This window comes from Leclercia sp. LSNIH8 (genome assembly GCF_002920195.1).
Taxonomy (GTDB): Bacteria; Pseudomonadota; Gammaproteobacteria; order Enterobacterales; family Enterobacteriaceae; genus Enterobacter.
Genome location: NZ_PQJY01000007.1, coordinates 72271 through 84593, shown reverse-complemented (window position 1 = coordinate 84593; position 12323 = coordinate 72271). Strand labels below are relative to the sequence as shown.

Annotated in this window: 12 protein-coding genes; 4 read left to right on the top strand and 8 right to left on the bottom strand. The window is 60.3% G+C overall.

The features are described 5' to 3' along the window. Positions 1-92: 92 nt before the first annotated feature. The 8 genes from C3406_RS18815 to ivbL all read right to left on the bottom strand — a co-directional run bounded on the left by C3406_RS18815 (position 93) and on the right by ivbL (position 8457). Entirely contained in the window at positions 93-1097 is a 1005-nt protein-coding gene (locus C3406_RS18815; protein WP_103824269.1) for an alpha/beta fold hydrolase, read from the bottom strand. A gap of 162 nt (positions 1098-1259) precedes the next feature. After that, positions 1260-2651: a hexose-6-phosphate:phosphate antiporter gene (gene uhpT / locus C3406_RS18810; protein ID WP_103824268.1), complete on the bottom strand. Its 1392-nt coding sequence runs from the start codon at positions 2649-2651 to the stop codon at positions 1260-1262. 140 nt (positions 2652-2791) lie between these two features. Then, positions 2792-4111 carry an MFS transporter gene (gene uhpC, locus C3406_RS18805; RefSeq protein WP_103824267.1) on the bottom strand — a complete coding sequence of 440 codons (1320 nt, stop codon included), beginning with the start codon at positions 4109-4111 and terminating at the stop codon, positions 2792-2794. Then, on the bottom strand, positions 4104-5609 hold the full coding sequence (gene uhpB, locus C3406_RS18800; RefSeq protein ID WP_103824266.1) for a signal transduction histidine-protein kinase/phosphatase UhpB: 1506 nt from the start codon (positions 5607-5609) through the stop codon (positions 4104-4106). Before uhpB ends, uhpC begins: the two co-directional genes overlap by 8 nt. Beyond that, a complete protein-coding gene (gene uhpA / locus C3406_RS18795; RefSeq protein WP_103824265.1) occupies positions 5609-6199 on the bottom strand; it encodes a response regulator transcription factor UhpA in 591 nt (196 codons plus the stop codon). The genes uhpB and uhpA overlap by 1 nt, the downstream gene beginning before the upstream one ends. A 77-nt stretch (positions 6200-6276) precedes the next feature. Beyond that, positions 6277-6564: an acetolactate synthase small subunit gene (gene ilvN, locus C3406_RS18790; protein WP_039032259.1), complete on the bottom strand. Its 288-nt coding sequence runs from the start codon at positions 6562-6564 to the stop codon at positions 6277-6279. A 3-nt stretch (positions 6565-6567) separates the two neighbouring features. Beyond that, positions 6568-8256, bottom strand: coding sequence for an acetolactate synthase large subunit (ilvB, locus tag C3406_RS18785; protein ID WP_103824264.1), 1689 nt, complete (start codon positions 8254-8256; stop codon positions 6568-6570). A gap of 102 nt (positions 8257-8358) precedes the next feature. After that, complete coding sequence (gene ivbL, locus C3406_RS18780) at positions 8359-8457, bottom strand: ilvB operon leader peptide IvbL (protein WP_103824263.1); 99 nt, start codon at positions 8455-8457, stop codon at positions 8359-8361. A 524-nt stretch (positions 8458-8981) separates the two neighbouring features. On the opposite strand from ivbL, the gene tisB reads away from it, so the two are divergent. The 4 genes from tisB (at position 8982) to dsdA (ending at position 12323) form a co-directional block, all read left to right on the top strand. Then, entirely contained in the window at positions 8982-9071 is a 90-nt protein-coding gene (gene tisB, locus C3406_RS18775; RefSeq protein ID WP_039032257.1) for a type I toxin-antitoxin system toxin TisB, read from the top strand. 73 nt (positions 9072-9144) lie between these two features. Further along, complete coding sequence (locus C3406_RS18770) at positions 9145-9591, top strand: GNAT family N-acetyltransferase (RefSeq protein WP_103824262.1); 447 nt, start codon at positions 9145-9147, stop codon at positions 9589-9591. Positions 9592-9777: 186 nt separating this feature from the next. After that, entirely contained in the window at positions 9778-10962 is a 1185-nt protein-coding gene (emrD, locus tag C3406_RS18765; RefSeq protein WP_103824377.1) for a multidrug efflux MFS transporter EmrD, read from the top strand. A gap of 62 nt (positions 10963-11024) precedes the next feature. Then, positions 11025-12323 carry a D-serine ammonia-lyase gene (gene dsdA / locus C3406_RS18760; RefSeq protein ID WP_103824261.1) on the top strand — a complete coding sequence of 433 codons (1299 nt, stop codon included), beginning with the start codon at positions 11025-11027 and terminating at the stop codon, positions 12321-12323.

The window sequence follows — 12323 nt, the reverse complement described above, 5'->3', positions numbered from 1 at the left end:
AACGTGGCGCGTCAACAGCAGGTAACGTCGTATTAATAAAGCAACAAACAGTGGATCGGGCCGGGGAAAACCGCTACCTGCCGCATGAAGCGTTACTGCGTCTGTAACTCCTTCAACAGCGCCTCATGGAAACGTTCGGGATCCTGCATCTGCGGGGCATGACCCATATCGTCAAACTCCACCAGCGTGGCGTGAGGGATACGCTTCGCCGTCTCCTTACCCAGCACCGCGTAGTTGCCCAGCGTCTTACGTATTTCCGGCGGGGCGAGATCTTTGCCGATGGCGGTATTGTCCTTCGTACCGATCATCAATAATACCGGCATCTTCAGCTCGCTGAATTCATACATCACCGGCTGGGTGTAGATCATGTCGTAGAGCAGGGCCGAGTTCCAGGCCACGCGCTCTTTACCCGGCCCGTTGTTCAGCCCGGCGAGCATGGTGACCCAGCGCTCATATTCCGGCTTCCACTCTCCGGCGTAATAGGTGTTTTTTTCGTACTGGCGGATGCCGTCGGCGCTGGTTTTTAGCTCGCGCTGATACCACTGATCGACCGTAATGTGCGGCACGCCGCGCGCTTTCCAGTCCTCCAGACCAATCGGGTTGACCATCACCAGCTGTTCCACCTCCTGGGGCCACATCAGCGCGTAGCGGGTCGCCAGCATGCCGCCAGTGGAGTGTCCAATAACGGTAACGCGATCGATCCCCAGTTCTTTCAGCAGGGCATGGGTGTTATCCGCCAGCTGCTGGAAGGTGTATTGATAGCGCTCCGGCTTGGTGGATTTGCAGAAGCCGACCTGATCGGGAGCTACCACGCGGTAGCCGCTGGCAGTGAGGGCGCGGATGGTGCCGTCCCAGGTGCCCGCGCAGAAGTTTTTACCGTGCATCAGCACCACGGTGCGGCCGTTGGCTTTTTCCGGCTTTACGTCCAGATAAGCCATATCAAGCGCCTGATTTTGCGAGGTGAAGGTGAAGTGTTTTACCGGCCAGGCGTAGTCAAAACCTTCCAGTTTTTCGCCGTAGGTGGGGGTATCGGCCGCCAACGCGGGTGAGGCCAGCGCCACCAGCAGCGCAAGGCAGGATAATCGTCGGGTCAACATGCAAGCTCTCCGTTAGCAAAGGGGCTAAGGCTGCGCGAAAGGCGGCAGCAAACTAAAACTGTAGAGCATAGGGCGGAGCGGGTGTGTAAAGCGGGGTAAGGTAATCGGGGTGAGAATGTAAAAAAGCCCGGCATCACGCCGGGCAAAAAGTTATCTGCACACTCAGGCTGCTTTCAAACGTTGCACGCGTTTTTCACGGCGGATCTTGCGCTCTTCCAGCACCGCGACCATCGCCATCAGGACGATACAGCCGATGGCTGCCGCATCCAGCGCGGCAAAGGTGCCTGCCCAGCCGGTAAGGCCGAAGATCGGCGTGCCGTCGGCTATCATCCCCAGACCCAGCTTGGCGAAGCTGTCGCCGATCAGGTAGGCGAAGGTGCCTTTAATCCCATCGGCGGCGCCGATCGCTTTTTTCGGCACGAAGCCGACCGCCGCCACGCCGATCAACAGCTGCGGACCAAACACCAGGAAGCCGAGCGCGAACAGGGAGGCGAGATAGACGTACTGGTTGCTGGCATGCTGATAAACCCCCAGCGTGGCGATAATCAGCGCCAGCGCGACGCAGGCCACCAGCGCACGACGCCCGTTGGCGAGATCGGAGAGCCAGCCCCACAGCAGGGTGCCGACCAGCGCGCCCACTTCGAACAGGGTGAAGCCCTGAATCGCCACTTCTTTCGAGAGCTTCAGCTCCTGGAAGGCATACACGGTTGACCACTGGTCGATACCGATGCGCACCACGTAGAGGAAGATATTGGAGAAGCAGAGCAGCCAGATCACTTTGTTTTTCAGCACGTACTCAACAAAGATCTGCCATTTGGTCATCTCGTTCTCTTCAGTCTCTTTGTCCTCTTCGCTGATCTCTTCGTTAAACAGCTCTTCGGCTTTACCCAGACCGTATGATTCCGGGGAGTCGCTGCCGAAGCGCAGGCCGATAAAGCCGACGATCAGGGCGATAATGGACGGGAAGATAAACATGCCGATGACATGGCCGTCGAACAAATAGTTAGCACCGAACAGCGCCACCCCTGCCGCACCGGCACCGCCGAGGTTGTGGGAGATGTTCCACATGCCGAGGTAGGAGCCACGCTTGCGGCGCGGGGTCCATTTGGTGATGGTGGAATAGCTGCACGACCCGCCGGTACTCTGGAAGAAACCGCTCAGGGCGTAGAAGGCGATCATCAGGAACAGACTGACGGAGCCCGCGCCCATGCTGGCGCTGAAGCCGAGCATACAGATGGCGGAGAGGATCAGCATAAACGGCAGGAACTGCTTGGTGTTTTTGCCGTCCGCGTAGTAGGAGACAACGGTTTTGCCCACGCCGTAGGTGATGGAGAAGCCGAGGCCAATCATCCCCAGCTGGGTCATGCTCAGCCCGTAGGTGGAGATCATGTCGTTCTGCGCAATGTTAAAGTTTTTGCGGATCAGGTACATGGTCAGGTAGCCGATAAAGACCACCAGGTAGGACTGCATGAAGGGTTTGAACCACATTTTGCGCCGCACATCGAGCGGCAGATCCAGGGTCGGCTTGCGCACCTGATTGAGGAAGGCCAGCATGGTTTGCTCCTGAGCTGATTTTAACCTGCGAATGGCAGGCATTGTAAAAATCAGCCAGGCGTAACGCCTGAGACAGCGTCCAGGCGGAACCGGGAAAATTTCTTAGTTTTGCCCCACTCGCGGTGAAAAGGTGAGGCGCATCACATCACACTGGCTTCACGCGGGGCCTGGGCGTTAAGGAAAGGCAGCAGCAGCAGGGCCGAAATCCCCGCCGCGATGGCGATCACCGCGAAGAACCCGCTCCAGTGCCAGGTATCGATCACCCGGGCCAGCGGCCAGCCGGAGAGCGACGCGCCGAGGTAGGCGAACAGCCCGACAAAACCTGTCGCTGCCCCAGCCGCATCCTTGTGGGAACACTCCGCCGCCGCCATGCCAATCAGCATCTGCGGGCCAAACACAAAGAAGCCGATAGTGAAGAAGCACGCCGCCTGCATGACGTAGCTGGCAAAGGGCATCAGCCACAGCGATCCGACCGAGAGCAAAATCCCGGCGGCAAAGATGAGGTTCATCGGGCCGCGGTTGCCGTTGAAGAGCTTATCCGAGCCCCAGCCCGCCACCAGCGCGCCGATAAAGCCGCCCAGCTCGAACATCGTCACCGCAGAGTTTGCGGTGACCAGGTCTACGCCGAGCGTCTCGGACATGTACAGATTGCCCCAGTCGTTGATCGCGGCACGCACCACGTAGACCAGCACGTAGCAGAGCGACAGCAGCCAGATATAGGGGTTTTTCAGCACGTATCGGGTGAGGATCGCTTTGCGGGACAGCCCCGCCCCCTCCTGCTGCTGGGCAATCTCCATCTCATCGTGCCGCCAGTCGCCTACTGGCGGAAGGCCCACGGTTTGCGGCCGGTCGCGCAGTCGCCAGCAGAGGAACAGCCCGGCAAAGATTGCGAGACAACCGGCAATCATCATCCCCGCGCGCCAGCCGTAGTGCAGCGCCGCCGCGCCCACCACCATCGGGATCAGCGCCCCGCCGACGTTATGGGCGGTGTTCCAGATCGCCCACCAGCCGCCGCGCTCGTTGCGCGAATACCAGGCGGTGAGCAGGCGGGCGCAGACCGGCGCGCCCCAGCCCTGGAAAAAGGCGTTCAGCGCCCACAGCAGGGCAAAGGCCCAGAGCGAGGTGGAGAAGCCAAACAGAATGTTCACCACCCCGGTGGCGATCAGCCCGACGCCCATAAAGTAGCGGGCGTTGGAGCGGTCGCTGACGATGCCGGAGAAGAACTTCGACAGGCCGTAGGTGATGTAAAACAGCGTCGCCAGCAGGCCGATATCGGTGCGGGTCATCACGCCGCTGGCGAGGATCTCCGGCGCGGCGGCGTTGAAGCTTTTGCGGGTAAAGTAGAACAGGGCGTAGCCGAGCCAGAGGGTGATCAGAATATGGCGTCGCCAGTAGCGGTAGCGGGCGTCGATTTCTGCCTTATCGCTTATCGGGGCGGCATCGACAGGGGGTTTAAACATGGTGGCTCCGAAGCGGTAAACTGACGCTGACGCGCGTCCCGTGGGTGCAGGAGAGGTTCAGCGTGCCGCCCAGCGCCTTCACGCGCTCGCGCATCCCCGCCAGGCCAAAGCCCTGCTGACCTGAGCCCGGCGGCAGGCCGCAGCCGTCGTCTTCAATCACCAGCATCAGGCGTTCGTCCTGCTGCCAGCCCTGTATCGTGACCGCGCTGGCGCTGGCATGTTTGACGATATTATTCAGCCCCTCCTGACAGATGCGGAACAGGGTGACGCGCTGACCTTCGCTCAGCGTTGTCTCGTCGATGCCCCAGTCGAGATGGCTGACAATCCCGCGGCTCTCCAGCTCCATCTCACGCATCAGGGAGCGTACCGCCTGTTCCAGGGTCAGGTCGTCGAGCTGACGCGGACGCAGCCTGCCCAGCAGACGGCGCACCGAGTCATATACGCCCAGCGAGAGCTGTTCGATATGCGCCCCGCCCTGCTTCACCCCGGCGTTGTCCGCCGCCAGACGCTGGACGATACCCGCCTGGGTACGAATGGCGGTAATGGTCTGGCCGATATCGTCGTGCAGTTCGCGCGCCACCTCCTGCCGCACGCTCTCTTCGGTCTCCAGCAGGCGTTCTGCCAGGCGGCGATTGCGCGACAGCTCGGTTTGCAGGGACTGGTTCAGCTCACGCAGGCGTTGAATGCCTGCGCCGAGCAGCAGTCCGGTCAGGCTCTGGGCCAGCAGGGAGAGCAGCAGATCCACCGGGTGATCGTGCCAGGTCTGGCTGGCAATCAGCGCGATGGCGTTCATCAGCGTGGCGATCAACGCCCCCTGCCAGCCGTAATGCCAGGCGAGAGCAATGATCGGCAGCGCCAGACAAAACGGCGTAAAGCGCGACAGCTCTGCGGGCAGGCCAAGCTGCAACCACAGGCTCACCACAAACAGCAGCAGATACCAGATGAGATGCCGGGCGCGCCAGTTCACCGGTTGCGAAACCAGCGCCGGGCCAAGGGGCTGCCAGACGGTGCTGGTGAGGTAATGCCAGATGACGAGGCAGGTCGGGGCCAGGGTCAGCCCGCCGGTCAGGGTCAGCAGCAGGGCGTTAAGCATCTCCTTCTCGCCCACCCACGGCAGGGACTGCAACAGCGCGGCGGCGATCAGCGCGGCCCCCTGGCGCAGCAGGGTGCGCCAGTCGCGCTGGTGGCGGTAGCAGGAGATCAGCGCCACGGGAATAAGCGTCAGTACGCTTCCGGTCATCAATAAGGGCAGATGCGCCAGCGCCACCTGCTGTGTCAGCCAGACCAGCATCAGCCACTCGGCGCCCAGCAGCACCGGCCAGTAGCCGCGCGGACATTGCAGTATCAGCCCCAACCGCAGGCCGAAGGGGAACAGCAGCACCGCCAGCTCCGGGCGTTCTACCAGGTGCAGGCTGATGCTCCACAGGCAGAACCAGGCGGCGGAGAAGATAAAGAAGCTGGCGACCACCGCCACCAGCCGGGAGAAAAAGGCGTGCATTACCAGCCGTCAAACATGCGGCGCGCCAGCTCAACGTCATTGCTGACGCCCAGTTTTTCCATCAGGTTGGCGCGGTGAACGTGTACGGTTTTTGGCGACAGGCCAAGCTCAAGGGCGATCTCTTTCACCGCCATCCCCTGTGCCAGCTTTTCCGCCACCTGGCGTTCGCGTCGGGTAAGCGGGTCCTGGCGTCCGGCCGCCAGCTTGAGGGCGATATCTGGCGTCAGGTAACAACCGCTGGTGGCGACGGTGCGCACGGCGGCAATCAGCTCGTCCGGGCTACAGCGTTTGGAGAGAAACCCGCGCGCGCCCGCGTTCAGCGCCTGCTCTACCAGCGCCGGACTGTCGTGAACCGAGAGCATAATGGTCGTTATTCCCTTCGGCAGCTGGCTCAGCAGCTCCAGCCCGGAGAGGTCCGGCATTGAGATATCGCAGATACAGACCTGCACCCCGCGCCCCGGCAGGCCGGCCAGCGCCTCGCGGCCGGAGCCGAACTCAGCCACCACCTGAAAATCGGGCTCCAGGCTCAGCAGCTGGGCAAATCCGGAGCGGACGATAAGGTGATCGTCGATAAGGGCGATGGTGGTCATGGTGCGTTCCTGGCGGGCGGATAAAAAAACGCGCTTACCTTAACGATAAGCGCGCGGGTGTTCAAGCAATGAGCGATTTATTCGAAGAACACCGCAATTTTGTTAAACATGGTCGGATCGGACTGGTTGCGCACCACTTTTACCACATCCTCCAGCTTGTCGATCTGCGCCATCATCTGCTCCAGACGCTGGTCATCATTCACCAGTAGCCAGATGCGGCTGTGCTCGCTGCCCTGGATTGGCAAACAGAGAATGCCTTCCACGTTGAACGCCCGGCGGGCAAACAGCCCGCAGACGTGGGTCATGACGCCTGGGTGGTTGCGGACGGTGAGTTCCAGAATGACGTTATCATTTTGCTTCTGCATGGCTTATTCCCCCACCATTTCTGTATTGGCCGCACCCGGCGGTACCATCGGATAAACTTTTTGTTGTGGATCGATACGCACGTGGATCAGTGCCGGGCCAGGGCGTGAGATCGCCGCCTGCAGCGCGGCCTGCGCATCCTCTTCGGCATTCAGATCGCAGGTGTGCAGGCCAAAACCGGCAGCAATCTGCATAAAGTTAATCATCCCCGGATAGGTGGCGGCAAAGACGCCCTGCTTGTAGAACAGGCTCTGCTGCTGATGCACCAGCCCCAGCGCTTCGTTGTTCATCAGGATGATTTTCACATCCAGCTGATTTTCCGCCGCGGTGGCCATCTCCTGGATGTTCATCATCAGGCTGCCGTCGCCGGAGAAGCAGATCACCTTGCGGTCCGGATTCGCCAGCGCCGCGCCCACCGCCGCAGGCAGGCCAAAGCCCATGGTCCCCAGCCCGCCGGAGGTCAGCCACTGACGCGGACGGTTCAGTGGATAGGCCTGGGCGGTCCACATCTGATGCTGTCCCACGTCGGTGGTGATAATGGCGCTGTCGTCCACGCAGGCGGCCACGGCGTTAATCAGCCCGTAGTGGCTCAGCGGATCACCTCCGGTCGGGATAGCGCCCGGGAACTCCTGCTGCAAACCGGTAACCTGCTCACGCCACGCGGTGCGCGGAGTGGCGACAATGTGCGGCAGCAGCTGCGCCAGTACTTCGTTAACATCGCCCTGGATCGCCACGTGCGGCTGCTTGATTTTACCCAGCTCCGCGCGGTCGATATCCACATGAATGATTTTGGCGTTCGGGCAGAACTGCTCGGTTTTGCCGATCGCCCGGTCATCAAAACGTGCCCCGAGAACGATCAGCAGATCCGCTTCCTGCAGAATAAAGTTAGTGCTGCGCGCGCCATGCATCCCGAGCATGCCCAGCGACAGCGGGTGCGCTTTGGGCAGCATACCCAGCGCCATCAGGGTCATGGTAGTCGGCAGGTTGGCTTTTTCTGCCAGCGCACGCACCGCATCAGGCGCGTCGATCACCCCGCCGCCCAGATAGAGCACCGGGCGCTGGGCGGCGTTAATCATCGCCGCCGCCTCGCGTACGCTCTCGACGCTAAATTTCGGCGATGGCGCGCGGGTGCCTGGCTCTGGCAGCACGTCGATCTCAATTTCAGCGGTCTGCACATCCTTAGGAATGTCTATCCACACCGGACCCGGACGACCGGACTGGGCAATGCGAAACGCATCGCTGATAACCTGCGGTAATTCGCTGATATCGCGCACTAAATAGTTGTGCTTGGTGATGGGGATAGAGATGCCGTAGGTGTCCACTTCCTGAAACGCATCGGTGCCGATCATTGAGGCAGGTACCTGGCCGGTAATGCAGACTAACGGGATAGAGTCGAGACGCGCGTCGGCGATGGCGGTTACCAGGTTAGTGGCCCCCGGCCCGCTACAGGCCATGCACACCGCTGGTTTGCCTTGAGTACGCGCCATGCCCTGGGCGATAAAGCCTGCGCCCTGCTCGTGACGCGCCAACACGTGGCGGATCTGCGTGCTCTGACTTAAGGCGTCATACAGCGGGAGTACCGTCCCGCCAGGGATACCTGCAACCGTGGTAATGCCCTGACGTTCCAGCAGATGAACGATTAACTGCGCGCCAGTGAAACGCGTCTTGTGTGATGTTGTGCCCGAACTTGCCATGCTCCAGTCCTTTTATTCTGAGCCGACTTTCCGGGGGGCTTTAAACGAAAAACCCCGCCGGTTTGCGCCGGCGGGGTTTGGAATCGTGTGTTGATCCAGTCCCTACGGCGCATTGCCGACGACGACCACCACACGCACGACGACCACTGCGGCTGGGTGCGCAGTTTTTAGTAGGGTCGCGGTGTTCATGGATGCAGTCATGGGGGACCTGTCTCTGGAATCATTAAGTGGATTTATACAAGCACAGGTTGAGAGGCGTGACAACGGAATTATTTTCATCTGCATAAAAACGCGTCAACGATCACGTTTCGTTTGTCGAGTGATGAAAACAAAAAACCCCGCCGGAGCGAGGTTTTTTTTACAGCGTTTGCGGCTGGTGACCGCAGAGCACACTGTGTTACGTCAACGCCCGAAGTATACGCGATCGCACAGGAACGCGCAATTTTGGGCACGGATTTTGACGCATTTGAGTATGGATCGCCCTTCACGTTTTGTCCATAAATTACTGTTCATATATACAGTATTTATCTATACTGGTTGTGTTCACAGGGTGTGAGGGGAGCCGCTCGTAGTACACCGGCGCAACGAAGTCCTGGCTGAAACGGGTGGTGCCGTCAGCGCCTCCACTCCCCAACTGAGCACACTGTGTTACGTCAACAAAGGTGCTGGTCACAGGCGGCGGAAAGGTACGCCAGCATCGTGCTCCTTAACCAGAGGAGACGCGTATGAGCGTAGTGGATATGGTTGTACTTATCCTCAAACTCATTGTTGCAGCACTGCAACTGCTTGATGCTGTCCTGAAGTATGTGAAGTAATTCAGGTTCAAGTCGCACCGAAGAGGGGCGGGAAACCGCCCCTCTTTAACAACGATAATAACGAGGGAATGCTATGTCGCGTTTGCTAATTGAACCCGTTACGCCGGACGAACCGGGGTATATCGCGCTTAAGGCCGAGAGCATTGCGCGCAATTTCAACATGCTGCGCAGGCTGGAAGAGAACTGGCAGCGCGGCGAAAACCGCTTCAATGCCCCCGGCGAAAAGCTGCTGGGTGCGTTTCTCAATGGCAAGCTGGTAGGAATCTGCGGACTAAACCGCGATCCGTTCAGCCAGCAGCCGCGGGCCGGGCGCATTCGCCATCTTTATATCAGCGAAAAGTGTCGCGGGCAGGGTATCGGCAGGCAATTGCTCGGTGTGGTGATGGCCGATGCCAGCATCTGGTTCGATTTTCTCAATACCCATGCGCCGAAAACCGCCTGGGCCTTCTACCAGCGGTCGGGCTTTACGCTGGTCGCCGATGAACCGCGCGTGACGCACCGGCTTTTTTGCGCGGTTTAAGCAAATGAATTAACGCTGGCAACATTCGTTGCCGCTGTCGTTTAAAAATCCTGCCTTCTTGCCCCTTCCCGTTCTTCAGCCGGGTACTTAACTTGTCATTTTCCTGTGGTAGATTCCTCGCGCATTTATGGGAATGCGTAGTTACTTATTCTTTATTTCTCACTTTTGGCAAAAGTATTCAGCGACATGAAAAAACAGCGGAACGTTAATTTACTCTTGATGTTGATCTTGCTGGTCGCCGTCGGTCAGATGGCGCAAACCATCTATATCCCGGCCATTGCGGACATGGCGAAGGAACTCCAGGTACGCGAAGGGGCGATCCAGAGCGTGATGGGCGCCTATCTGCTGACCTATGGCGTATCGCAGTTATTCTACGGCCCACTCTCGGACCGCGTGGGTCGCCGTCCGGTGATCCTGGTCGGCATGACGATTTTTATGATCGCGACGGTCATCGCCATGTCCACCCACAGCCTGAGCGTGCTGATTGCCGCCAGCGCGTTGCAGGGCGTCGGCACCGGCGTCGGCGGGGTGATGGCGCGCACGCTGCCGCGGGATATGTATCAGGGCACCCAGCTGCGCCACGCCAACAGCCTGCTGAACATGGGCATCCTGGTGAGCCCGCTGCTGGCGCCGCTGATTGGCGGCCTGCTGGATACCGTCTGGTCATGGCGGGCCTGCTATGGCTTCCTGCTGGTGCTGTGCGCCATCGTCACCTTCAGCATGGCGCGCTGGATGCCGGAAACCCGGCCTACTGAGGCGCCTCGCACCAGACTGCTCACCAGCTACAAAATCCTTTTCGGCAATGGGGCGTTTAACTGCTACGTGCTGATGCTGATTGGCGGCCTGGCGGGGATCGCGGTGTTCGAAGCCAGTTCGGGCGTGCTGTTGGGCGCCGGGCTGGGCCTCAGCAGTATGGTGGTGAGTATTCTGTTTATTCTGCCGATCCCGGCAGCATTCTTCGGCGCCTGGTTTGCCGGACGCGCGAATAAACGCTTTACCACCCTGATGTGGCAGTCGGTCGCAAGCTGCCTGCTGGCGGGGCTGATGATGTGGATCCCGGGGCTGTTCGGGGTGATGAATGTCTGGACTCTGCTGATCCCGGCTGCGCTCTTCTTCTTTGGCGCGGGGATGCTCTTCCCGCTGGCGACCAGCGGCGCGATGGAGCCCTTCCCATTCCTCGCGGGCACCGCCGGGGCGCTGGTGGGAGGATTGCAGAATATCGGCTCCGGCGCGCTGGCCTGGCTCTCGGCGATGATGCCGCAAAACGGACAGGCCAGCCTCGGTCTGCTGATGACCTTAATGGGGCTGCTGATTGTGCTGTGCTGGCTGCCGCTGGCCTCCCGCGCCTCGCATCACCAGCAGGCGGTGTAGCGCTCACTTGCCCTCGCGTCCGTTTCCTGTTTACTTAAGGGGATAACGCCTGCGAGGAACCTATGACGCCACAGACCCAGACATTAATCGCGCAATATCCCCTGCTCAATGCGCTGATCGCCCTGAAAGAGACCACCTGGCTTAACCCCAAAGCCACCACCCTTGCCGACGGGCTGCCCTGGGTCGGTCTGACCCAGGCCGACGTGGATGATGCCCACGCGCGCCTGGCGCGCTTTGCGCCGTACCTGGCAAAAGCGTTCCCGGAGACGGCGGCCACAAACGGGATTATCGAATCGGAGCTGGTCGCCATACCGGCGATGCATAAGCAGTTGGAGACGGCGTTCGATATCACCCTTCCCGGCACGTTGCTGTTGAAAAAAGACAGCCATCTACCGATCTCCGGCTCCATTAAAGCCCGCGGCGGCATCTATGAAGTGCTGACCCACGCGGAAAAACTGGCCCTCGCCGCGGGCCTGTTAACGCCGGAGGAGGATTACAGCATCCTGCTGGAGCCGCGCTTCAAAGATTTCTTCAGCCAGTACAGCATCGCCGTGGGGTCGACCGGCAATCTGGGGATGTCCATCGGCATCATGAGCGCCCGCATTGGCTTTAAGGTGACGGTCCATATGTCCGCCGACGCCCGTGAGTGGAAAAAAGCGAAACTGCGCAGCCACGGCGTGACGGTGATGGAATATGAGCAGGACTACGGCGTGGCGGTGGAGCAAGGGCGCAAAGCGGCCGAAAACGATCCGAACTGCTTCTTTATCGACGATGAAAACTCCCGCACCCTGTTTTTAGGCTATGCCGTGGCAGGCGCACGACTGAAAGCGCAGTTTGCTGACCAGGGCCGGGTGGTGGACAGGGATCATCCCCTGTTTGTCTACCTGCCATGCGGCGTCGGCGGCGGCCCTGGCGGCGTGGCGTTTGGGCTGAAGCTGGCCTTTGGCGACCATGTGCACTGCTTCTTTGCCGAACCTACTCATTCGCCGTGCATGCTGCTGGGGGTTTATACCGGGCTGCATGACCAGATTGCCGTGCAGGATCTGGGGATCGATAACCTCACCGCGGCCGATGGCCTGGCGGTAGGCCGCGCGTCCGGTTTTGTCGGCCGCGCCATGGAGCGCCTGCTCGACGGGTTCTATACCCTCTCCGATCAGAGCATGTATGACATGCTGGGCTGGCTGGCGCAGGAGGAGCAGATTCTTCTTGAGCCCTCCGCGCTGGCGGGCATGGCCGGGCCGGTACGTCTCGCCACTGCCGGGCACTATGCGCTGGACAACGCCACCCACCTGGTGTGGGCCACCGGCGGCGGCATGGTGCCAGAAGAGGAGATGGCGAAGTATCTGGCGAAAGGGCGATAA

What these genes read in the sequence shown, in the direction of transcription:
- ilvN (WP_039032259.1), bottom strand. Translation starts at nt 6,564, where the DNA reads ATGCAGAAGCAAAATGATAACGTCATTCTGGAACTCACCGTCCGCAAC.
- uhpT (WP_103824268.1), bottom strand. Translation starts at nt 2,651, where the DNA reads ATGCTGGCCTTCCTCAATCAGGTGCGCAAGCCGACCCTGGATCTGCCG.
- uhpB (WP_103824266.1), bottom strand. Translation starts at nt 5,609, where the DNA reads ATGCACGCCTTTTTCTCCCGGCTGGTGGCGGTGGTCGCCAGCTTCTTT.
- uhpC (WP_103824267.1), bottom strand. Translation starts at nt 4,111, where the DNA reads ATGTTTAAACCCCCTGTCGATGCCGCCCCGATAAGCGATAAGGCAGAA.
- ilvB (WP_103824264.1), bottom strand. Translation starts at nt 8,256, where the DNA reads ATGGCAAGTTCGGGCACAACATCACACAAGACGCGTTTCACTGGCGCG.
- C3406_RS18770 (WP_103824262.1), top strand. Translation starts at nt 9,145, where the DNA reads ATGTCGCGTTTGCTAATTGAACCCGTTACGCCGGACGAACCGGGGTAT.
- emrD (WP_103824377.1), top strand. Translation starts at nt 9,778, where the DNA reads ATGAAAAAACAGCGGAACGTTAATTTACTCTTGATGTTGATCTTGCTG.
- dsdA (WP_103824261.1), top strand. Translation starts at nt 11,025, where the DNA reads ATGACGCCACAGACCCAGACATTAATCGCGCAATATCCCCTGCTCAAT.
- uhpA (WP_103824265.1), bottom strand. Translation starts at nt 6,199, where the DNA reads ATGACCACCATCGCCCTTATCGACGATCACCTTATCGTCCGCTCCGGA.
- ivbL (WP_103824263.1), bottom strand. Translation starts at nt 8,457, where the DNA reads ATGACTGCATCCATGAACACCGCGACCCTACTAAAAACTGCGCACCCA.
- tisB (WP_039032257.1), top strand. Translation starts at nt 8,982, where the DNA reads ATGAGCGTAGTGGATATGGTTGTACTTATCCTCAAACTCATTGTTGCA.
- C3406_RS18815 (WP_103824269.1), bottom strand. Translation starts at nt 1,097, where the DNA reads ATGTTGACCCGACGATTATCCTGCCTTGCGCTGCTGGTGGCGCTGGCC.